The sequence below is a fragment of the Altererythrobacter rubellus genome (assembly GCF_030284385.1).
Lineage (GTDB): Bacteria > Pseudomonadota > Alphaproteobacteria > Sphingomonadales > Sphingomonadaceae > Erythrobacter > Erythrobacter rubellus.
Window position 1 is genome coordinate 19,161 of the sequence record NZ_CP127221.1, and the last position, 21,262, is coordinate 40,422.

Annotated in this window: 26 protein-coding genes; 10 read left to right on the plus strand and 16 right to left on the minus strand. The window is 58.4% G+C overall.

Features of this window, described 5'->3' with window-relative positions; all coding sequences use genetic code 11:
- The first annotated feature begins 33 nt into the window (after window positions 1–33).
- A complete protein-coding gene (locus QQX03_RS00085; RefSeq protein ID WP_285975861.1) occupies window positions 34–948 on the plus strand; it encodes a glycoside hydrolase family 16 protein in 915 nt (304 codons plus the stop codon).
- Here the strand turns inward: QQX03_RS00085 and hemF are convergent, their stop codons facing one another.
- Window positions 949–1,806, minus strand: a complete 858-nt coding sequence (hemF, locus tag QQX03_RS00090) for an oxygen-dependent coproporphyrinogen oxidase (RefSeq protein ID WP_285975862.1) — start codon at window positions 1,804–1,806, stop codon at window positions 949–951.
- Window positions 1,807–1,921: 115 nt separating this feature from the next.
- On the opposite strand from hemF, the gene pdeM reads away from it, so the two are divergent.
- The 6 genes from pdeM to QQX03_RS00120 all read left to right on the plus strand — a co-directional run bounded on the left by pdeM (window position 1,922) and on the right by QQX03_RS00120 (window position 8,844).
- Window positions 1,922–2,614: a ligase-associated DNA damage response endonuclease PdeM gene (pdeM, locus tag QQX03_RS00095; protein ID WP_285975863.1), complete on the plus strand. Its 693-nt coding sequence runs from the start codon at window positions 1,922–1,924 to the stop codon at window positions 2,612–2,614.
- Window positions 2,615–2,712: 98 nt separating this feature from the next.
- Window positions 2,713–3,231 (plus strand): translation initiation factor IF-3, encoded by a 519-nt coding sequence (gene infC, locus QQX03_RS00100; RefSeq protein ID WP_285975864.1) that lies wholly within the window; start codon window positions 2,713–2,715, stop codon window positions 3,229–3,231.
- A 240-nt stretch (window positions 3,232–3,471) separates the two neighbouring features.
- Window positions 3,472–4,629, plus strand: coding sequence for a DUF547 domain-containing protein (locus tag QQX03_RS00105; protein WP_285975865.1), 1,158 nt, complete (start codon window positions 3,472–3,474; stop codon window positions 4,627–4,629).
- 243 nt (window positions 4,630–4,872) lie between these two features.
- Window positions 4,873–6,321: an SLC13 family permease gene (locus QQX03_RS00110; protein WP_285975866.1), complete on the plus strand. Its 1,449-nt coding sequence runs from the start codon at window positions 4,873–4,875 to the stop codon at window positions 6,319–6,321.
- 338 nt (window positions 6,322–6,659) lie between these two features.
- Window positions 6,660–7,979 carry a cystathionine gamma-synthase family protein gene (locus tag QQX03_RS00115; protein ID WP_285975867.1) on the plus strand — a complete coding sequence of 440 codons (1,320 nt, stop codon included), beginning with the start codon at window positions 6,660–6,662 and terminating at the stop codon, window positions 7,977–7,979.
- Between the two features lie 40 nt (window positions 7,980–8,019).
- Complete coding sequence (locus QQX03_RS00120) at window positions 8,020–8,844, plus strand: SDR family NAD(P)-dependent oxidoreductase (protein ID WP_285975868.1); 825 nt, start codon at window positions 8,020–8,022, stop codon at window positions 8,842–8,844.
- Window positions 8,845–9,009: 165 nt separating this feature from the next.
- Here the strand turns inward: QQX03_RS00120 and QQX03_RS00125 are convergent, their stop codons facing one another.
- Window positions 9,010–9,543 carry a J domain-containing protein gene (locus QQX03_RS00125; RefSeq protein WP_285975869.1) on the minus strand — a complete coding sequence of 178 codons (534 nt, stop codon included), beginning with the start codon at window positions 9,541–9,543 and terminating at the stop codon, window positions 9,010–9,012.
- A 163-nt stretch (window positions 9,544–9,706) separates the two neighbouring features.
- Here QQX03_RS00125 and QQX03_RS00130 point away from each other — a divergent pair, with 163 nt between their 5' ends.
- Window positions 9,707–9,877, plus strand: a complete 171-nt coding sequence (locus tag QQX03_RS00130) for a hypothetical protein (protein ID WP_285975870.1) — start codon at window positions 9,707–9,709, stop codon at window positions 9,875–9,877.
- A gap of 1 nt (window position 9,878) precedes the next feature.
- On the opposite strand, the gene pal is transcribed toward QQX03_RS00130, so the two are convergent.
- From pal to hisB, 12 genes are all read right to left on the minus strand, one after another.
- Window positions 9,879–10,400 carry a peptidoglycan-associated lipoprotein Pal gene (gene pal / locus QQX03_RS00135; protein ID WP_285975871.1) on the minus strand — a complete coding sequence of 174 codons (522 nt, stop codon included), beginning with the start codon at window positions 10,398–10,400 and terminating at the stop codon, window positions 9,879–9,881.
- Between the two features lie 62 nt (window positions 10,401–10,462).
- Window positions 10,463–11,866, minus strand: a complete 1,404-nt coding sequence (gene tolB / locus QQX03_RS00140) for a Tol-Pal system beta propeller repeat protein TolB (protein WP_285975872.1) — start codon at window positions 11,864–11,866, stop codon at window positions 10,463–10,465.
- Window positions 11,863–12,633, minus strand: a complete 771-nt coding sequence (locus QQX03_RS00145; RefSeq protein WP_285975873.1) for an energy transducer TonB — start codon at window positions 12,631–12,633, stop codon at window positions 11,863–11,865. The genes tolB and QQX03_RS00145 overlap by 4 nt, the downstream gene beginning before the upstream one ends.
- Window positions 12,634–12,647: 14 nt before the next feature.
- Complete coding sequence (locus tag QQX03_RS00150; RefSeq protein WP_432762829.1) at window positions 12,648–13,094, minus strand: ExbD/TolR family protein; 447 nt, start codon at window positions 13,092–13,094, stop codon at window positions 12,648–12,650.
- Window positions 13,094–13,792 (minus strand): protein TolQ, encoded by a 699-nt coding sequence (tolQ, locus tag QQX03_RS00155; RefSeq protein WP_285975875.1) that lies wholly within the window; start codon window positions 13,790–13,792, stop codon window positions 13,094–13,096. Before tolQ ends, QQX03_RS00150 begins: the two co-directional genes overlap by 1 nt.
- A complete protein-coding gene (locus tag QQX03_RS00160; protein ID WP_285975876.1) occupies window positions 13,789–14,256 on the minus strand; it encodes a YbgC/FadM family acyl-CoA thioesterase in 468 nt (155 codons plus the stop codon). The genes tolQ and QQX03_RS00160 overlap by 4 nt, the downstream gene beginning before the upstream one ends.
- A gap of 101 nt (window positions 14,257–14,357) precedes the next feature.
- Entirely contained in the window at window positions 14,358–14,735 is a 378-nt protein-coding gene (locus tag QQX03_RS00165) for a histidine triad nucleotide-binding protein (RefSeq protein WP_285975877.1), read from the minus strand.
- A gap of 2 nt (window positions 14,736–14,737) precedes the next feature.
- A complete protein-coding gene (locus QQX03_RS00170; RefSeq protein ID WP_285975878.1) occupies window positions 14,738–15,052 on the minus strand; it encodes a phosphoribosyl-ATP diphosphatase in 315 nt (104 codons plus the stop codon).
- A 14-nt stretch (window positions 15,053–15,066) separates the two neighbouring features.
- Entirely contained in the window at window positions 15,067–15,828 is a 762-nt protein-coding gene (gene hisF / locus QQX03_RS00175; protein ID WP_285975879.1) for an imidazole glycerol phosphate synthase subunit HisF, read from the minus strand.
- A complete protein-coding gene (gene hisA / locus QQX03_RS00180) occupies window positions 15,825–16,553 on the minus strand; it encodes a 1-(5-phosphoribosyl)-5-[(5-phosphoribosylamino)methylideneamino]imidazole-4-carboxamide isomerase (RefSeq protein ID WP_285975880.1) in 729 nt (242 codons plus the stop codon). Before hisA ends, hisF begins: the two co-directional genes overlap by 4 nt.
- Before the next feature lie 115 nt (window positions 16,554–16,668).
- On the minus strand, window positions 16,669–17,298 hold the full coding sequence (hisH, locus tag QQX03_RS00185; RefSeq protein ID WP_285975881.1) for an imidazole glycerol phosphate synthase subunit HisH: 630 nt from the start codon (window positions 17,296–17,298) through the stop codon (window positions 16,669–16,671).
- The gene (gene hisB, locus QQX03_RS00190; protein ID WP_285975882.1) at window positions 17,291–17,884 is read right to left on the minus strand and encodes an imidazoleglycerol-phosphate dehydratase HisB; all 594 of its coding nucleotides are present in this window, start codon (window positions 17,882–17,884) and stop codon (window positions 17,291–17,293) included. Before hisB ends, hisH begins: the two co-directional genes overlap by 8 nt.
- A gap of 139 nt (window positions 17,885–18,023) precedes the next feature.
- On the opposite strand from hisB, the gene QQX03_RS00195 reads away from it, so the two are divergent.
- Window positions 18,024–18,530 (plus strand): SspB family protein, encoded by a 507-nt coding sequence (locus QQX03_RS00195; RefSeq protein WP_285975883.1) that lies wholly within the window; start codon window positions 18,024–18,026, stop codon window positions 18,528–18,530.
- Window positions 18,531–18,587: 57 nt separating this feature from the next.
- Window positions 18,588–19,235, plus strand: coding sequence for a guanylate kinase (gene gmk / locus QQX03_RS00200; RefSeq protein ID WP_285975884.1), 648 nt, complete (start codon window positions 18,588–18,590; stop codon window positions 19,233–19,235).
- 68 nt (window positions 19,236–19,303) lie between these two features.
- On the opposite strand, the gene QQX03_RS00205 is transcribed toward gmk, so the two are convergent.
- Together QQX03_RS00205 and QQX03_RS00210 are read right to left on the minus strand one after the other, a co-directional pair.
- On the minus strand, window positions 19,304–20,107 hold the full coding sequence (locus QQX03_RS00205) for an SDR family oxidoreductase (protein WP_285975885.1): 804 nt from the start codon (window positions 20,105–20,107) through the stop codon (window positions 19,304–19,306).
- Window positions 20,108–20,119: 12 nt separating this feature from the next.
- Complete coding sequence (locus QQX03_RS00210; RefSeq protein ID WP_285975886.1) at window positions 20,120–21,259, minus strand: acyl-CoA dehydrogenase family protein; 1,140 nt, start codon at window positions 21,257–21,259, stop codon at window positions 20,120–20,122.
- Window positions 21,260–21,262: the final 3 nt, after the last annotated feature.

Here is a 21,262-nt window from a genome sequence, read left to right on the forward strand (position 1 = left end):
GTGAGCGTTAACAACTTTTGGAAAGGGCCACATATGCCGCTAAAATCAGGATTGATCGCTGCAACCTTGGGTGGCGCACTGGCTATGGGAACTATTACCAGCTCGCTGTCCGCTCAGGACGAAGCCGCGGGTACCGCGCAATCTCAGCGAACTCTTCTAATGTCTGATGAATTCAACGGCGAAGTGCTCGACCGAGAATTGTGGACTGTGGTCGGCCCTGAAATCTGGTTCAACAACGAGCAGCAAGTTTACATCGATGACCCTGCAGTATTGAGTATTGTTACTGGCATTGCAGGGGCAGACGACGGCGCCTTGATGCTACGCCCGCTGTTTCAACCAGGCATCGATCCCAACACAGAACGCAAAGCCGACTTCGTTTCCGCACGGATCCACAGCAAGGGCAAGTTCGACTTCACCCATGGTCGCGCAGAAGCGCGCATCAAACTACCGGACGCCGAAGGTGTTTGGCCGGCATGGTGGCTGCTGGGTAATGGCCAATGGCCCACGACCGGTGAGATCGACATCATGGAATATGTCGGGGAGAAGGACTGGATTGGCGTAGCCATGCACGGGACTAATTACTCTGGTGAGACGCCGTTTGTGAACAAGTCCTATTTTCCTGAGGGAACCGATGCGACCGACTGGCACACTTATGCCGTCGAATGGACAGACGACGTGATTACTTTCGAAGTTGATGGAAAGCTGATCTATAGGGCCACGCGTTCTATGGTCGCTCACTATGGCAAATGGCGCTTCGACACGCCGCAGCACTTGATTCTGAACTTTGCCGTTGGCGGTATTTACCCGTTCAAAACCAACGGATTGACCGAGCCATATGTGGGCGTGCCAGCAGAAACGGTCGATAAGATCAAGACGGGCGAGATCGCTATGCTGGTCGACTGGGTCCGCGTCTATGCGCCCGAAGGAACCGCTGAAGCGGAGAAGTAGTCAACTCCACACCGCTTCAGGTGGCAAGCTCATCAGGATCGCATCGATATTGCCGCCGGTTTTCAGACCAAACAGTGTGCCCCGGTCATAGACCAGGTTAAACTCGGCATAGCGACCGCGCCATGCAAGCTGCGTCTGCTTGTCATCCGAAGTAAAACCGCTGCCCATCCGGCGGCGAACCAGCTGCGGAAAGATATCGAGAAACGTTTTGCCGACGTCCTGCGTAAATGCCAAATGGCGTGCAAAACCCGCATCGTCCTCGCACTCAAGATGATCGTAAAAGATGCCTCCTACCCCGCGATGCACGCCGCGATGCGGGATATAGAAATACTCGTCCGCCCATTTCTTGAACCGCTCGTAATAGGTCGGGTTATGCGCCATGCAGGCCGCGCGGAAACGCGCGTGAAAGTCTGACGTATCTTCCTCATAAGGGATCGGCGGGTTCAAATCCGCTCCACCACCGAACCAGGCCGACTGGGTCGTCAGGAAGCGCGTGTTCATATGTACCGCTGGCACATGCGGGTTCGCCATATGCGCAACCAGGCTTATCCCTGTTGCGGTAAAGCCGGGGTTTTCCGCCGATGCCCCGTTCATCGTTGCGGCGAATTCAGGTGCGAAACTGCCTTTGACGGTCGAGACATTAACCCCGACCTTCTCGAACACTTTGCCCTTCATCAAGCCCTGAACACCGCCGCCAGGATCCGGATTGCCTACCTCTTCGCGCTGCCATGGCGTGTATTCAAAGCTGGCATCTGAGCCTGCTTCGCGCTCAATGGCCTCAAATTCTGCGCAGATTTGATCTCGCAAGCTTTCGAACCATTGTTTCGCTTGCGCGGTTTGTGCAGTCCAATCGGTCATGAAATTCCCTCGGTTTGGTTCGCCGCCCCTATCCTGCACGGTACGGCTTGGTCTTTGATCAACATCAACCAACTGCGCACTTGCCAAACCATGGAAGGCACGGCAAGTCAAAGTAATGGTTCCCGTTTCGTTCGCACATCAGGAAATGCTGCTGGTCGATGGCCGCGCGCTCTACTGGCCGCGCGAACAAGCTTTGCTGGTGGCCGACCTGCATCTGGAAAAGGCGAGCTGGTATGCGGGCCATGGTCAGATGCTGCCGCCCTATGACAGCCGCGAAACGCTGGAGCGGTTGGCCGACGCGGTCAAGCAAACCGGTGCGCGGCGCGTGATCACGCTGGGTGACAATTTCCACGATGGCGAAGGCACTTCGCGACTTGATCCTTTTGCGGCAGGCATGCTGGAGGGGCTGACCCGCGCGCTCGACTGGGTCTGGATCACCGGTAATCATGACGAGCACATGCATCGTTCTTTCGGCGGCGAGCTTGCAGACGAGCTTGAAATCAGCGGGATAGTGCTGCGCCACATCGCCAAGGCAGGAGAGATCCGGCCTGAGCTGTCTGGGCACTTCCACCCCAAGGTGCGCGTCAAAGTGCGCGATCGCCATATCAGCCGGGTTTGCGGCGTGTTGAGCCGCAATGCGAATAGCGGCGACCGGATGATCTTGCCCGCGTTTGGCGCCCTGACCGGCGGAATGGATGCCGGCGCTCCCGAAATTCGCGCCGCGCTGAGCCCCGCGAGCAGCATCGACGCCGTGCTCGCAGCCAAGGGCAGACTGGTGCAACTGCCGCTGTGGCGCGAAGCTGCGTAACCCCTAGCCTTCGCCGCACATTACCCCTACATAGCCAGCCAACAACAGAATCAGGCTGTAACAGGAGAACACACATAGCCCGTCCACCTCGGCGTTCGATGGCCCCGCCCGTTAAAAGCGGCCCTCGCTTCGATACTTTCATCCAGTCCGAAAAAGTGCGCGTGATCGACCATGAGGGGGAGAACCTCGGCGTCATGTACACGCGCGAAGCCATGGAGCAAGCCAACGGGCTTGGGCTCAACCTGGTAGAGGTTTCTCCGAATGCGGACCCGCCGGTGGCAAAGTTCCTCGACGTTGGCAAATACCGCTACGAAGCGCAGAAGAAAGCTAACGCAGCCCGCAAAACGCAAAAGACGCAGGACATCAAAGAGATCAAGATGCGTCCCAACATCGACACGCATGATTATGACGTGAAGATGCGCAGTGTGAACAAGTTCATCGAACAGGGTGACAAGGTGAAAGTTACCTTGCGTTTCCGTGGCCGCGAAATGGCGCACCAGGAATTGGGCATGGACCTGCTCAAGCGCGTGCAGGACGACGTGGCGGAAATTGCCAAGATCGAAGCCTTTCCGCGCCTTGAAGGCCGGCAGATGCTTATGGTGCTCGCGCCGAAGTAGACCATAAACCGTACACATGATTGCGAAGGGCGTGCTGATCCAGTGCGCCCTTTTCATTTGCCGAGACCTACTTTTGCCCCCGCTGTATTACTTCGACAAAGCACGTGTCCTTCTCGACGAGCGTCATTGATCGTTCAGACAGTTAGGATATTGTCTAAACAGCAGATTTCTTATCCCCCGGCGGGCACCATGGGTCACTTCGTGCGTTGCATGCCAAGACATATTCGATCGGAGCCCCTGATGTTCAAATCCCTGATTACCAGCGCGAGTGTGGCAGCACTTGGGTTTTCGGCCGCCTCAGCGCTAGCAGATTCGACAGAATTCTCAGCCGTTTCGACATCGGTTTCGGTTGCTCCGGTGAACCCCCAGTTTGACATTTTCGCTCCGCAAGAACGCCAAAGCGCTGACCGGATCGACTACACCGCCTGGAGCGAGGCGATGAATTATCTCGTCTATACGATGGGCCCTTCGATCCGCGAAGCACCTTCACGCGCAGAGGCAACCCTGGGTTCGAGACTAATCTATGGCCATCAGTCCCGTTACCGACTGGAAGGCAACCGTGTCATGTTCTCATTCTTCAACGATGAACTACGCAACATGGTGGCAGACTACCGCCTGGAGTTGGAGCAGCTAGGCAACCAGATCGACATCACAACTCTACCGCGTAACGAGCAGCTGGCCTACTGGCTGAACCTGCACAATGTAGCGGTAATGGAAAAAATCGCGCAAGAATGGCCCATCCGCCAGCCGCGCGAAATCGAAATCGATGGTATTCCGTTCGACCAGGCCAAATTCATCACCGTGCGCGGTGTGACAATGAGCCCGCACGACATTCGCCACCAGATTGTTTTTCGCAATTGGGAAAATCCCAAGGTAATCTATGGTTTCTGGCGCGGTGAGATAGGTGGACCTTCGCTCCCCAGTGATGCCTTCACGGGGCTAAACGTCTCGCAAGTGCTCGAACGCAACGCCCGCGAATTTGTGAACTCTTTGCGCGGAACGCAGAACCGCGGCGAGCGACTGCAGATCAGCACGATCTATGACGAAGCGCGACCTTACTTCTTCGTCAATTGGCCCAACGACATCCGATCTCATCTCATTGGTTACGCCAATGAAGAGGTCAGTGCGCTCATTGCCAAGACTACTGAAACAGAAGCTGTCGTCTATGAAGCTGATATCGCCGATCTGGCCGGCGGCGTTCGCGAGCCTTCCTATGTTGAAGTAAGCTCTGACGGCGTCGCAAACAGCTTTCGCATTCCCCGTGGCACAGCACGCTTGCTGCGCGAACAGGCGCAACGCGCGGAAAATGCCCGCGAGCAGAGAGGCCCGCGTACGGGTACTGTGATCTTCAATCCGATCAGCCTTCCCGGGCAAGAAAACAATGGCGAGGTCGACTAAGACCCCCGCCTGAACCGAAATAGGCTTTCATTGGGCGTGGTCAGCGATGGCCGCGCCCATTTCATTTGTGGGCAAAGCTCAAACATGTCGCTGCAATACAGGACATGGCAATGCTGCCTCACTAGACATTGGTGGGCGTAGGCAGTTTTCTTCTTGCTCACATTTCTTGACGCAGGGCCTGTCAGTGCACTCGCATTGGCAGGCCCAATTCGCTAGAGCAGGCGCAAGGGGAGGCTGCGCCGCATGACAGCATCAGCGATTGGCCGGATCTTGGGTCCGTTTGCCTTTGCAATCACTGTTTTCATTACACCGCCTGCAGGCATGCCTGCAGAGGCGTGGCTCGTGGCCGGGCTGGTTGTCTGGATGGCCGCCTGGTGGATGACCGAAGCTGTACCGCTTACAGTCACGGCCCTGCTGCCATTTGTCATCTTGCCCTTCGGCTCTGTGTCGAGCGCGCGCGATGTCGCCAGCACATACTATTCGCCGATCCTATTTCTGCTGCTGGGCGGTGCTTTTCTTGCACTCGCGATTGAACGCACCGGCCTTCACAAACGTCTCAGCCTCGCAATCCTGCGCGCAGTCGGCAGTGGCGGCGGGCAAACCCAATTGCTGCTCGCTTTCATGATTTCCGCGGCGCTATTGTCCATGCTGATATCGAACACGTCCACCACGCTGATCATGATGCCGATGGCGCTGGCGGTTTTGTCAGGAGGCATGGTCACCCGCGCGCCCACGCAGCCCACCTCACCAGATGCCGCGGCAGTGGTCGACAAAGAGGGTCTATCCGGAGCGCTGCCGATGGGCATTGCCTTTGCTGCCAGCATTGGCGGGCTTGGTACATTGGTCGGCTCCCCCACCAACGCTATCGCCGTCGGCCTGCTGGACAGCATGATCGGGGCCCAGATCACCTTTATCGAATGGACGCTGTTCGGCCTGCCAATCGTACTGGTAGGCGTGCCGCTGGCCGCTTTTATCATCGCCAGATTTCAGCGCGTGGCCGAGCACCCTTTCGACGTGGCGGCAGCGCGCCAAGCGATAGACACACATGCAGCCTGGACCAGCGCGGAAAAACGCCTGATCCCTATCGTAGCGCTTGCCTTCTTGGCGTGGATGACGGTTCCCTGGGTTGGACCGCTGTTGCCAGATGGCTCTTGGACCAACGGCACCATTGCGATCATCGCCAGTTTTGCGCTCTTCCTGGTGCCCGATGGGACAGGGCGGCCGCTGTTGATCTGGAAAGAAGCCGACCGCGCGCCCTGGGCGGTCATCATGATGTTTGGTGGTGGATTGGCGCTTGCTGCGGGCATGCAGGTATCCGGCCTCGCTACCTGGCTCGCTGAAGCCTTGTTGCCCCTTGAAACCTTGTCGCTAATTGTCGTCGCACTCGCAGTGGTCGCCATGATCGTGGTGATCACCGAGTTCGCGAGCAATGTTGCGACCGCAACCGGGATCATCCCGGTTGTAGCTTCTCTTGTTGTCGCCTTGGGAGCAGACCCGTTGCTGCTCGCCATGCCAGCCGCGCTCGCCGCCAGCTGGGGCTTTATGCTGCCAGCCGGGACCGGGCCGAACGCAATTGCCTGGTCGACCGGGCGGATCAAGATTGAACGGATGGTCGGCGCAGGCCTGGTTCTGGATGTCCTCGGCGTATTCCTGATTGTCGGAGTGGTGTGGGGTGTTGCCGCGCTGATCTAGTCTCCAGCCGTGAACTGGCTGTACTACAGGCTGTGCGAACTTTTAGAATCGCTGCATGATCGTTCGATGCACAGGATCGATTCACGCGGTAGTCTGTGCGCGTTTAGTCCATCGGTTTTCTTGCCTTTGGACAGTGCTCCAAGTGTTCCATGCTGTAGGAATTGCACGGTTGAAATCGCGCCTCAAATGGTTGCAAGTGATACCATCTCGCGATAGTTGACACTGCATAGAGGCTGGCGGAGGTTAAGCGTTCCTGCGGAGGTTAGGAGCGGGGGCCACGCGCGGCGAACAATTGGCTCCTGCCTTCCTGGGAGCGTTGTTTAGGAAGGAACCCGCATATGTCTGACGCGATTGATCCGGTTGACCAACCCACCCCGCGCCGCAAGCCCAGAGACCCTGTGACCACAATTAACGGTCGTCCGATGAAACAGTCTACGCTGATGATGGGCTATGGCTATGACCCGGTGCTGTCCGAAGGTTCGCTGAAAGCACCGATCTTCCTCACCAGCACATTCGCGTTTGAGAACGCAGCCGCGGGTAAGCGGCATTTTGAAGGCATCACTGGAAAGCGTGAAGGCGGCGCAGAAGGTCTGGTCTATTCACGCTTCAACGCACCCAATCAGGAAATCCTCGAGGATCGTCTGGCGATCTGCGACGGCGCAGAAGATGCGCTGAGCTTCTCCAGCGGAATGACCGCCATCGCGATCCTGATGCTGGCCGCGTGCAAGGCCGGCGATGTGATCGTGCATTCCGGCCCGCTCTATGCAGCAAGCGAAGGCTTTGTCGCCAAAATCATGGCCAAGTACGGCGTGACCTATGTCGACTTCCCGGCTGGCGCGACCGCTGAAGAGCTGGACGCTGTGATGGCCAAAGCAAAGGCTCAGGCCGAAGCGCAAGGCGGCGAAGTGCCGCTGATCTATCTCGAAAGCCCGGCCAACCCCACCAACGCTCTGGTCGATGTCGAAGCAGTCAAAGCCGCGCGCGACATGCACTTCGATGCTGACCGCTGCCCGATTGCCATCGACAACACATTCCTTGGCCCCCTTTGGTCGCGTCCGCTGGAGCATGGTGCGGATCTGGTGGTGTACTCTCTGACCAAATATGTCGGCGGCCATTCAGACCTCGTCGCAGGCAGCGTTTCCGGCAAGAAGCGCTTCATCGATGCGATCCGTGCGCTGCGCAACACCATGGGCGGTATCGCGGATCCGAACACTGCATGGATGCTGCTCCGCTCGCTCGAAACGGTCGAACTGCGCATGGAACGCGCCGGCAAGAACGCCGAGAAGGTGTGCGAATTCCTGAAAAGCCATCCCAAGGTGGAAGGGTTGGGCTATCTCGGCATGATCGAAGACGCGCGCCAACAGGACATTTACGATCGCCATTGCCTCGGCGCGGGTTCCACTTTCAGCGTCTTCATCAAAGGAGGCGAAGCGGAATGCTTCCGCTTCCTTGACGCACTGAAAGTGGCCAAGCTTGCGGTTAGCCTTGGTGGCACGGAGACGCTCGCCAGCCACCCTGCATCAATGACGCACCTATCCGTGCCGGACGAACGCAAGGCCGCGCTTGGCATCACAGAGAACCTTGTTCGCATCAGTATCGGGATCGAAGACCTGGATGATCTGATCGCTGACTTCGAACAAGCACTGGCGAAGGTCTGATTGCTGTCCTACTCTCTCCCCAGGCATTAGGGAGAGAGCTATGGCTGAAACGAAACCGGTATTCCTTGTCATCGGCGCGGGCGCCGGTATCGGCGGACACGCTGCTAAGCGCTTTGCGGCGGGCGGCTATCACGCGGTCCTCGCGCGGCGCAGCGATGAAGATGGGCTTGCGCGGCTCGTCGGCGAAATAGAGAACGCTGGCGGCAGCGCGTCAGGTGTGTTGCTCAACGCATCGGAGGATGGTGCGATAGAGGACCTGGTCGCGCGAATCGAAAGCGATATTGGCCCGATTGACAGCGCTCTCTATAATCTAGGCGCGCAAATCGGGAACCGCACGCTGCATGATACGCCGCACAAGACTTTTGAACTGGGATGGCGGCTCGGCTGCTATGGTGTGTTCCGGCTTGCACACGCAATGTTTCCGGCCATGGTCGAGCGGGGGAAAGGCTCCTTGCTTGTCACATCAGCCACCGCAGCGGTTCGCGGTAACGCCGGGCAACACAGCCATGCGGCAGCAATGGGCGGGCGGCGCATGCTGTGCCAGACGCTGAACGCCGAATTCGGCCCGCAAGGCGTCCACGTTGCGCATGTCGTGGTCGATGGCCCGGTTCGTTCGCCTGACACGCTGGTCAAACTGCTCGGCGACAAATGGGATGCATTCGAAGCGGCCAAAGGCGAAGAAGGGATCATCGACCCCGCCGTACTGGCGGAAACGTACTGGCACCTGGCGCAGCAACCACGCAATTGCTGGTCGCATGAGCTGGATGTGCGACCGTTCAACGATGTGCCGTGGTGGAATGACAATCCCGATCCGACGATCAATTCGCGGGCCGGAAAGCCGGGATTTGCTGGGCCGGGGGAGTAGACTTAGCTAATGTCTGGTTTTGGGGTGGGAAGTGGACCTTGGATTAAGTCGTCACCCCGGCGAACGCCGGGGTCCAGCTATGGTCGAAGAAATACCCCAAAATCGACTGGATTCCGGCCTTCGCCGGAATGGCGACCTTTGGGTCGTTAGCGGACATTTGAACATTCAGCCCCGCCATTCGCGCCGTTCTTCGCCGACTTTCAGAACTTCGTACGCGATCTGAAGTTTCTGGAACTCGGTGGCGGCCTCCTTGTCACCCGGCTTCACATCGGGATGCACGAGTTTCGCCTTCTCGCGGTAAGCCTTCTTGATCGCGGCGAAATCGGCATCCGCTTCCAGTTCCAGCAGTTCCAATGCGCGCATTTCATCCGCGCTGCGCGAGCCATCGCCAGCCCCGCCCCAGCCATAGTGGGAGGCTTCGGCATAGCCTTCGCTCTGCTGCCGCTCGGCCTTGGCACGTTCGGCCTTCTGCTCTTTGTCGAGGCCTTCGAAATAATCCCAGCCCTTGTTGTATTCCGCAGCATGCGCCTGACAGAAATACCACCGGTCGGGGCTATTCGGAGACTTCGGCGCCGGGCAATCGCCACGCTCCTCACACCCATGGCGATCGCACAGGCGTACCGTTGTCGCCTCACGCGAGTCATTATATCCGCGCCAGCGCGGAAAACCCCAGTCGTTGGATCGGCGCGGCTTAGGCATCCGCGTACGCGCAGTTTGCAGTTTGTCGGACTGGCATGGACTCTAGTCTAGGGATGGTTGCTGCCAATGGAAAGGTGTGGGAACCAATTTCAAATTGAAATGTTGCATTGCAATAGATCGTTCACAATTTGCAGCTATCCGGCTGCGCGAAGATATGAGAACCATGAGCAAACAACTCGCCATTTCCAGCACGTTTTCAACGTTCGCGCTTGCCGCGATGGCTTTGCTTTGGTCACCGGACCAGGTTGGGCCCCATTGGGCTGAAACGCAAGTGCCCGTGCAGGCCGAGACGTTAACGCTCGACCTGCCGGTGCCGTCGCTATTCCGCGACTAATCTAATTGATCACTACGCTGACCGCGCGGCGGTTTTGCGCCCATGCTTCTGGCGTTGAAGCCAGGGCAACGGGGCGTTCCTTGCCGTAGCTGACCGTTGAGATACGGTCTGCGTTTACACCAATGCTAACGAGGTAATTCTTCGCTGAATTGGCGCGGCGTTCACCTAAAGCCAGGTTATATTCGCGCGTGCCGCGCTCGTCAGCATGACCTTCTACGGTGATGCGGATCTGGGGATAGCGGCTAAGATACTGAGCTTGTGCTTGCAAAGCTGCAGCATCCACGCTGTCAATATTGAAGCGATCAGTATCGAAGAAAATGACATTCTGGCCATTCACCGCGTCTTCGAAATGCGCTTGGCTGCCCACCGTAGGCCCGGTTGGAGCTGGTGCCGTAGCCGGACCTGTTGCCGGCGCAGTTGTGCTTAGCGGCGGCGGCGGAAGCTCCTCCGGCGCCTTTTTCGCGCAAGCAGCCAAAGTGGTAGCTGATGCCAGCAGAATCACAGTTGCAAAACGTTTGTTCATTGTTGTTTCCTCTCAGGAAATTGGGGAGTCTTGCCTACCTATAATAACACAAAAGAAGAGTATCAGGGGAGAATTGGTCCCCAGGCTGGATCTGACGCATCCACCGGTGTCGGAAGCCTCCTTTCATTGCGACCTGTCAGGTCGACTTGCCACAGGCCTGACCGGCCAGAATTCCGCTCCGTTCTGAAGAACTGAATGATGCGACCATTGGGTGCCCAGGTCGGCCCTTCGTCCTGCCAACCACTGGTCAAAACGCGCAGATTGCGGCCATTTGGGCTCATGATCGCGATATTGAAGTCGCCCGCGATCCGCGTAAACGCGATCTGGTCACCGCGCGGGCTCCATTCGGGGTTAGCGCAACGTCCGCCAGAGAATGTGATGCGGCGCTGGTTGGTGCCATCCGCATTCATCACATAGCATTGCTGGCTGCCCGATCGATCGCTCTCGAACACGATCTGGCGGCCATCGGGCGAATAGGAACCGCCAATATCAATCCCCGGCGTATCGGTCAGCCGCGTACTGCGGCCACCGCTGGCCGGCACGCTGTAAATGTCGGTATTGCCAGCAACCGCCATCGAATAAAGGATAGTGCGCCCGTCCGGGCTCCAGCGCGGCGCGAAGGTCGGGTTGCTGCTTTGCGTGACCAGCGTCTGCCGCCCTGTGCCGATGTCATAGACATAAAGCCGCGGATTGCCGTCGACATAGGACAGATAGAGCAGCTGCGAGTAGTCGGGCGAATAACGAGGTGTGAGCGCGGTCGCGCTGCCCAATGTCAGAAAGCGATGGTTCGCTCCGTCGCTGTCCATGATTGCAAGACGTTTGACGCGGCGATCCTTTGGTCCGGTTTCGGCGATATATGCAATACGGCTGTCGAAGAAGGGGCTCTCTCCTGTCAGGCGCGCATAGATAATGTCGGAGCATTTGTGTGCGGCACGCCGCCAGTCGGAGGGTGGGACAACCCAACCTTCGCGAACCAGTTCATCCTGCAGAGCAACATCATAGAGGTAGCACCCGACCACCAATCGCCCGTCAGCACGGGCGCGGACATAGCCATGTACCAGCATTTCCGCGCCGCGCCCGCGCCAATTGCCCCACGCGGGGTCTGTGATCTGCGCGAAGGCGGGCTGAGGCAAGCGCGCCGGGCCGATGGGTTGGAACAGGCCGTTGTTCTGCAGGTTCGCAGTGATCACATTTGCGATCTCTACGCCAAGTGCAGCGGTGCCGCGCGAATTGGCAGGCGTCGCCACATCGCGATCTGCCGCAAACCCCGGGATGGCAATCGACAGATCCGCCCAATCGCTTTCGTCGGTGACAGTAAAGACCAGGCCGCCCTCGGCATCCTCGCCCGAGGCTTCTGTACCGGTGGTTTCCACCTGACCACCCTCTGGCGCTGGTTGGCCAAGGTCCTGATCCTGCGCCGCCAGCGGCGCTGCCAGGAATGCGAGAACGAAAATCCATTTCTTCATCGGGATAGGTTCCTATCGAAACGCGCGCCCCGGATCGACTTCCAGGCGTTGTAATACTCGGCGGGCAGGTCAAACGGCGCGGCGAGCTGCACCGCGCGGATTGCCCGTTCTGCATGTAGTCCGGCTTGCGGGCGATTGGAGGCATTGATGCCGGACTGGCGCAGTACACGCGGACGCCCCGCCAAAGTGCCGTCTTCATTGAGGTTGAAAGCCAATTCCGTCACCAGCAGCTCTGTGTCGACGCCGGACGGCGCATTCCAATGCGGCTTGATCTGGCGTGACAATGCCTGAATCAGGCTCGCTTGCGCGATTCGGCCGATTTGGTCAGCAGGAATGCGATTATCATCCGACGAGCTGTCAGAGCCTGCACCTTCAAGAAAATTCTCGCCAACTTGGGTGCCGGTTGCCTGGCGCGGGGGTGTTTCTGCGGCTTGCCTCGGTTGCTGTGTGACGGCTGCTCGTGAATTGTTGGTCGGTGGCGGCTCACGGGTTGGCTTCGTGGATGCCTCGCCATCCGATTGCTCAACTGGCGCTTGCACTTCATCTGACACAGTCGGCGCCATCGTGGCGCGGCTATCGGGCGCGATTTCTGGTGCGGTTGAGCTCAAGGAAACATCGGTGGCCAGACTGACAGTCATCCGCTCCGGAATTTCGAAGGGATCGCTGGGGCCGGGCTGGAACAACAGCACGGCAGCAACCGCAAGGTGCAAGCCGACAGCGACGCCAAGGCCCCATTTCTCGTCTTGTCGAAGTGCTCTGGTTTCCATGACAATCGGGTAAACTATGGCGCTGATTGTGAACTGTTAGTGACCAGCGAGATCGAGCTGAACCCGGCCCGGTTCAACTCACCCATCACCGCCATCACCCGGGCGTATTGCAATGTCCTGTCACCGCGGAGCACGATCACTGGCTCATTCCCTGCCTGACCGCGATCAATCGCTGCCAGCGCATCGGGCAACCCGCCGGTCTCCACCCGCTCGTTCCCGATAAAGATCGTGCCCGTCGGATCGATGCTGATCGTCACCTGATCGGGTTGCTGGTCGATCGGGTTCGCCCGGCTATCGGGCAGATCCACGGGAACACCCGAGGCAAGTAGCGGCGCTGTGACCATAAAGATGATCAGCAACACCAGCATCACATCCACGAAAGGTGTGACGTTGATCTCTGCCATAAGCGCGCGGCGAGAACGCCGCCCTGACCTGCCGGAAGAGGAAACCGACATACCCACTATGCTTTGTCCAGCTCGTGACTAAGGCTGGCATGGAACTTGTCAGCAAAGCGGTGCAGCTTGGCCTCGTAGCGGTTCACGCGGTCGCTCAAGCGGTTGTATGCGATCACAGCGGGGATCGCAGCGAACAGGCCGATAGCGGTCGCAAACAGCGCCTCGGCAATGCCCGGCGCCACCACGGCCAACGAAGAACTTTCCTGCATGCCGATCTGGAAGAAGCTGTTCATGATGCCCCAAACGGTACCGAACAAGCCGACAAAGGGCGCAACGGAACCAGTGGTGGCCAGAAAACCCAAGCGGGTGGAGAGATCATCCGCCTCTTGCGCAACCTGGCTTTCCATCATTCCGGCTAGCCTGCTGCGGGTACCTTCCCGGTCCACCGGCGGATGTTGTGTCGAACGCTTCCATTCATTGATCCCGGCAGCGGCGACACGCGCTGGCGGCAAATCCTTGCGCGCCCGGCCAGATGTCAGGCTGTCGAATTCCTCGGCCTGCCAAAAATCGGCTTCGAAGTCGCTGCTGCGACGCTCCAGCTTACCCATGCGCAGGCTGAAGGAAACGATAATCGTCCAAACCCAGATGCTGGCCAAGATCAGTCCAATCATCACGGCTTGCACCACAATGTCGGCTTGCAAGAACAGTTCGAGCGGGTTGAGCCGGGCAGGCGCTGCAGCCAACAGGTTGAGCGAAAGTGTCATGCGAGATTATCTTCCATGAAATTGACAAAGGCGGTACGCCATTCAGCCGGTTGGCGGCGCGGCCTTCCGTCAAGAGAGATGAAGCCAACGCGCAAGCTGGCTTCGCAAAGCAATTCATCGCCGCGCATCGCGCGCTGATGCATGCGGCAACTCGCTGCGCCCAATTCTGTGCACGTCGTTTCGATCACCACGTCGTCACCAAGTTTGGCCGGGCGCAGATATTTGAGGTTGATTTCAGAGACCGCATAAGCGCCGCCATCTTCCCCTCTGGCCCCTGCTTCGATTACTTCGCGCTGATCAATCTTTAGCATGCGCAAAAGGTCGCTGCGGGCACGTTCGAACCAACGCAAATAGTTCGCGTGATAGGTGATCCCCGACAGGTCTGTGTCTTCGTAATAGACACGCACCGCATAAAGATGCTGCGCACCGTCAAAAACGCCGCCAGGGAAAACAGGTTTAACCATCAAGGAAGCCACCTAAAGCAAAGGGGATTCGCTGCAAAGTGCCCATTTGCTCTGCACGCCTGAACGACGGCAAACCGAGTCTGACATACGATCAATAGTGATCAGCGCGCCAGCATGGGCCCTAACGGGTGCCCACCAAAGATGTGAACATGCAGATGCGGGACTTCCTGATGGCCATGCCCGCCAATATTAGCGAGCAGGCGATACCCCGGCTCCACCAGCCCTTTCGCGCGGGCAACTTCGCCCACCGCACGCACGAAGCCTGCGATCTCTTCCGCAGGCGCATTGGCGGAGAAATCATCCCAACTGACATACCGCCCCTTGGGAATGACCAGTGTGTGAATGTCCGCCTGCGGGTTGATGTCTTCAAATGCATAGGCCCATTCGTCTTCATAGACTTTTTTGGACGGAATCTCACCGCGCAGGATCTTCGCGAAGATGTTTGTGTCATCATAAGGCTGCGTTGCATCGATGGGCATTGCTACTCGCTCCTGCTCGCTTTCTCTTCGATTCCGGAGGTGCCTTCGCGCCGGTCAAGCTCGGCCATCACTTCCCCCAGCGTAATACGTCGGGCTTGCAACAGCACCAGCAAGTGGAAGATCAGGTCCGCTGCCTCTCCCACCACTTCTTCGCGACTGCCCGAAAGGGCGGCGATCACAGTTTCAACGGCTTCTTCACCCAGCTTTTGCGCGATCTTCTCAATCCCGGCAGCGTTGAGTTTCGCGACATAGCTGGCGTCTGGTGAAGCGGCTTTGCGCTCTGCAATCACTTGCTCAAGACGTGTCAAAGTTTCCATGCCATTGTTCTCGCTTAAACGCCGCGCGCGGGCAAGCCTGCTGCGCGTAAGGCAGCATGTGCTTCTGATATCGAATAGGTTCCGAAGTGGAAAATGCTGGCGGCCAGCACTGCGCTGGCGTGCCCCAATGTTACACCCTCAACCAGGTGATCCAGCGTGCCCACACCGCCGCTGGCGACCACAGGAACATTGACGCAATCGGCAATCTCGCGGATCAGCGCCAGATCGTAGCCCGCTTGAGTGCCGTCACCATCCATCGATGTTACCAGCAGCTCTCCCGCGCCCAATTCGGCGAGTTTCTGAGCATGCTCAACCGCATCAATGCCGGTCGGCTTGCGCCCACCATGCGTGTAAATCTGCCATCCGGCACCTGTGCGCCGTGCATCCACGCTGGCGACCATGCACTGGCTGCCGAATTTCTCTGCAATATCGGCGACCAGTTCAGGCCGCGAAACCGCCGCGCTATTCACAGCCACCTTGTCTGCACCCGCAAGCAGCAGCGCGCGCGCATCCTCAACCGTGCGCACCCCGCCGCCCACGGTCAGCGGCATGAAGCACACTTCGGCTGTGCGCCGGACAATGTCGAGCAGCGTCCCGCGCCCTTCGTGGCTGGCTGAAATATCCAGGAAACATAGCTCGTCTGCGCCCGCTTCGTCATAGGCTTTGGCCTGCTCGACCGGATCGCCAGCATCCTTCAGATCGACAAAGTTGACGCCTTTGACCACCCGCCCATCGGCAACGTCCAAACATGGGATGACGCGGATACGGACGGTCATTCACGCCCCGCCATTGCAATCGCTGCAGCCAAATCAAGCCGGCCTTCATACAATGCCCTGCCCGTGATTACGCCTTCGATCCCTTCATGCGCGTTGAGCGAGAGCACGTGAATGTCATCCAGCCCCTTTACCCCGCCGCTCGCAATCACGGGAATGTCCACGCGCCGCGCCAGATCGAGCGTCGCGTCGATATTGCAGCCTTTCAGCATTCCATCGCGGCCAATGTCCGTGAACAACAGACTCGCAACGCCTGCGTCCTCAAACCTGCGGGCGAGATCGACAACGGGCACGTCCGAAACCTCGGCCCAGCCCTCGGTTGCGACCATGCCATCCTTGGCATCCACCGCAACAACGATGCCGCCTTCCCATTCCTTCGCCATTTCCTTGACGAATTCGGGATCTTTCAGCGCGGCTGAGCCCATAACTACGCGCGCAACGCCAAGATAGAACCAGGCTTCGACCGCTTCGGGGCTGCGGATACCGCCGCCCAGCTGCACATAGCCGGGGAATGCCTCGACGATGGCTTTAACCGCTTCAACATTGCGCCCCTCGCCCGCAAAGCTGCCGTCAAGATCGACCACATGCAGGTGCTGCGCGCCAGCTTCAGCAAAGATCATGGCCTGCGCCGCCGGATTATCTCCGTACACGGTTGCGCGATCCATATCGCCTTCGGCCAGCCTCACGACCTCGCCAGCCTTCAGATCGATGGCGGGAAATACGATCATGGAGTTGTCTCCGATAGCCTGGCCACCCGCGCCCTCCACCCTTCCACCCGGATGGTATCCCGGTAGGCTCCGGGCGGAAGGGTGGAGGGTGCGGACGGCATGGGTTGCGAGAACATCACGGTCTCCACTCCAAAAATCTCTCGAGCATCGCCAGCCCATATGCTTGGCTCTTTTCAGGGTGAAACTGCACACCCAGAATATTGTCACGCGCAACCGCCGCGACCAGACCTTCGCCGTGGTCCGTCATCGCGGCAACATCCGATCCATTGGCTGCGGCAAATTGGTAGGAATGAAGGAAATAGGCCTCGCCATCTTCCAGCACAGGATGGTTCTTCGCATGCGGCATCAAAGCTACATCGTTCCAGCCCATATGTGGCACTTTGATGGACGGGTCGGTTGGTTCGATCAGCCGCACATCCCCTTCGATCCAACCAAGACCACGCGTTGTGCCATGCTCCAGCCCACGTGTCGCAAGCAATTGCATGCCCACGCAAATGCCAAGGAACGGCATGCCTTTTTCAAGCACACGTTCTTCCAGCGCTTCGACCATACCGGGGATGGAACGAAGCCCCTTTGCGCAGGCCTTGAAGCTGCCAACACCGGGCAGCACAATCCGCCGCGCTCCACGCACCAAATCAGGGTCGGCGGTGACCGCAATATGCTCCGCCCCTGCCGCCTTCAGCGCGTTGTGAACCGAATGCAGATTGCCAGCGCCATAGTCGATCAGCGCGAGCGCTTCAGCCACCGAGCTGCCCCTTGGTTGAAGGAATGGCCCCTCCTTTACGCGGGTCTTGCTCGACCGCGATTCGCATCGCACGGGCAAAACCCTTGTACAGCGCCTCGCAAATATGGTGGTTATTGGTGCCGTAGAGCAGTTCCATGTGGAGCGTGATGCCCGCCGTCTGCGACACAGAATGGAACCAGTGCTCAATCAGTTCGGTATCCCACTCACCCAGCTTTTCCTGCGTGAAACCGGCCTTCCATACAAAGTAGGGGCGGCCCGAGATATCCAGCGCGACGCGCGCCAAAGTCTCATCCATCGGGGAATAGGCGCTGCCGTAGCGGCCAATACCAGCCTTGTCGCCCAGCGCCGCCGAGATCGCCTGACCCAATGCAATCGCGCTGTCTTCGGTAGTGTGGTGTTGATCGACATGCAGATCGCCGTCGACCTTCATGGTCACATCGATCAGCGAATGCTTCGAGAACTGCTCAACCATGTGGTCGAGAAATCCGATTCCTGTCGACACATCATAGCTACCGGTCCCATCGAGATTGACCTCGATCAGAATGCCGGTTTCAGCCGTCTTTCGCTCAATTCGCCCGGTGCGCATAACTCAACCTGTGATCTGTGCAGGCGGCTATAAGGGCTTGGCGCAAATGCACAAGTATTGCTGCGGCGCGGTATAACCGCGCGATTGATGTCGATTGCGGCTTGACCACAGCCGCGCACAGCGGCACGATTTATCTGCAATGAGTGATGACACGCCCGATAGCCTAATCCCGTATGACGAGATCGTTCAAGAAGCGCTGCGCGCCGTGGTTGGCCGCGTGCTCGGCGAGATTGTGGCTGGCGGTAGCGAACTTCCCGGGGAGCATCATTTCTACATTACCTTCAAAACCGGCGCGCCGGGCGTTTCCATTCCAAAGCATCTGTGCGAGCGCTTCCCGGACGAGATGACGATCGTTCTGCAGAACAAGTTCTGGGAACTGAAAGTGACTGATCATGGCTTTTCCGTCGGCCTGAGCTTCAATCAAATTCCGGCGAAGCTGGAAATTCCCTTCAGCGCGATCACCGCATTCGTTGATCCAGCGGTCGATTTTGGCCTGCAATTTCAGGCGACTGGCGACGACATGCCGCCCGAAGAGCATGAGAGTGCGCAGAATGATGGATCGGGAAGCGATGGCTCTAGCGAAGCACACGGCGCGCCTGATGATGGCTCGAACGTCGTGACCGTGGACTTCGGCCGCAAAAAATAGGCGGGTTTCGCCCCACCAACTCTTGATTTTGCAGGCTGCCTTGCGCCAACAGCGCACATGGACGCAGAAAAGCAACAAAACGACAAACTCCATCGCCGCGGGTTGATGTTCATCCTGTCCTCGCCATCGGGGGCAGGCAAAACGACCATGTCGCATAAGCTGCTGATGGCTGATGAAGAGATCAAGCTGTCGGTTTCAGCGACCACCCGCCCCAAGCGCCCGGGTGAGGTGGACGGCATAGATTACCACTTCGTGAGCGATGCCGAGTTCGACCGGATGGTCGAGAAAGACGAGTTCTACGAATGGGCCAATGTCTTTGATTATCGCTATGGCACGCCCAAAGCCTATATTCGCAAAGGCTTGAAAGAGGGCGAAGATTTTCTGTTCGACATCGATTGGCAGGGTACGCAGCAGCTCTACCAGCAAGACCAGCAGGACGTGGTCAGCGTATTTATCCTCCCGCCTAGTCTAACCGAATTGCGCCGCCGGTTGGAAAGCCGTGCGCAAGACAGTGCTCAAGTCATTGATGGCCGGATGGAGCGGGCGCGCAGCGAAATCAGCCACTGGGCCGAGTATGACTATGTGGTGATCAATGACGATGTCGATGAATGCTTCGTCAAAGTGCGCGAGATCCTGCATGCAGAGCGCATGCGCCGCACGCGCCAGACCGGGCTGATCCCGTTCGTACGCGAATTGACCGCATAGGGCTCTCGAAGGAAAAAGGCCGGAAGATCGCTCCTCCGGCCCCAAAAGAATCTCTCACTGAAGATGCTTCAGCCCGCTGGATCGTTGAAGGTGCTGGGCAACCAAGCATTCACGACGCCGCCGTCTACGATCACGGTTTCGCCGACGACATAGTCGCCCGCACGGCTGCACAGGTAAATCGCAGCGGCGGCCATATCTTCAGCCGTGCCGATCCGCTTGGCCGGAATGCCTGCAGCCGATGCATCGGGCGCGTTCTTGGCCGCTTTGTTCATCTCGCTAGGGAATGCACCCGGCGCGATGGAGCTGACCACGATGTTGTCCTTGATTAGGCGCGCCGCCACTCGGCGGGTCAGCTGAACCACGCCTGCTTTCGATGCTTGGTAGGCATAGGTTTCCCACGGGTTAATGCGGAAACCGTCAATCGATGAGACGTTGATCACCTTGGCAGGGCGGCCTTCACTTGCAGCAGCTACCAGCAGGTTATGCAGCTTTTGCGTCAGGAAGAACGGCGTCTTGACGTTCAGATCCATGGTGCGATGCCAGCCCGCTTCGCTGAATTCGAGATAATCCTGTCCCCATGCCGCACCGGCGTTGTTGATCAGGATATCAAGCTTGTCTTCCTTGGCAGCAATCGCATCGGCCAATTGCTGCATACCATCCATTTGCGACAGATCGGCTTGCTCGGGAATGACCTTGTCAGCGCCGAATTCCTCGACGGTTTCCTGCATCTGCTCGATCTTGCGCGCTGAGATATACACCCGTGCGCAGCCCGCGGCGAGCAGACCTTCAACGAACATCTTGCCGATCCCGCGTGATCCGCCTGTTACCAGCGCAACACGTCCGTCAAGGCCGAAAAGTGATTGAATATCCATGAACTGGTCCCCTTAATATCCGCTCAGCTCGGCCACACGATTGGTATGGTAATAGGCGTCACCCAGGAATTCCTGCAGAGCGCGATCACGCTTCATATAGAGCCCGATGTCATATTCGTCGGTCATGCCGATACCGCCATGCATCTGCACGCCTTCGCGCACAGCAAGGCCGGCAGTCTTTGCGACCTTGGCCTTTGCGACCGACACCATCAGGTCCGCCTTTTCGCTGCCGCCGTCCAGCAGCTGCTGCGCCTTGATAACCGCCGCTCGTGCAATCTCGACTTCGGAGTAAAGATGCGCAGCTCGGTGCTGCAGCGCCTGGAATTCGCCGATCAGCTTGCCGAACTGTTTGCGCTGCTTGAGGTAATCGACGGTCATATCCATCGCTCCGCGTGCAACACCGACACCTTCAGCCGCAGAGCCAACGCGGCCGGCATTCAGGATCTTGTTTAGCACCTCGCGCCCGCCATCAACTTCACCGATCACCGCGCCGCCATCCAGTTCGACATTGTCGAATGTGGTGTGCGTCGCCATCGAGCTGTCGACCAGGCGAACCGCGTCGTGGCTCATGCCAGCCGCATCCTTGGGCACAGCAAACAGCGTGATTCCATCTTCATCGGCATCGCTGCCTGACGTGCGCGCAGCGACAATGATCATGTCAGAGCTTGCGCCCTGAACAACAAAGTCCTTCTTGCCCGAGAGCTTGAAGCCATTGCCTGACTTTTCCGCCTTGCAAGCAATCCGTTCTGGCCGGTGCTTCGCGCCTTCGTCGATCGCAACCGCGAATACGCTGTCGCCTGCAACCAAGCCTGGCAGATAGCGGCCGCGCAGCTCTTCGCTGGCTTCGCCGAGCGCGGTTACTGCCAGCACAGAGCTGGTCAGGAAAGGTGACGGCGTCAAGTTGCGGCCAATCTCTTCCAGCACGATGCCCGCTTCGACATGGCCCATGCCAAGCCCGCCGTCTTCTTCGGAAACGAGGATGCCGGTAAAGCCCAACTCTGCCATTTCCTTCCACAGCGCGTGGCCGAATCCGTCCTTGCAATTGCGGTCGCGCCAATGGCGCAGCTGTTTCGCAATGGCACCTTCTTCGGCCATAAACTGGCTCGCGGTTTCCGCGAGCATGGCCTGATCTTCATTATGATAAAGGGGCATCGA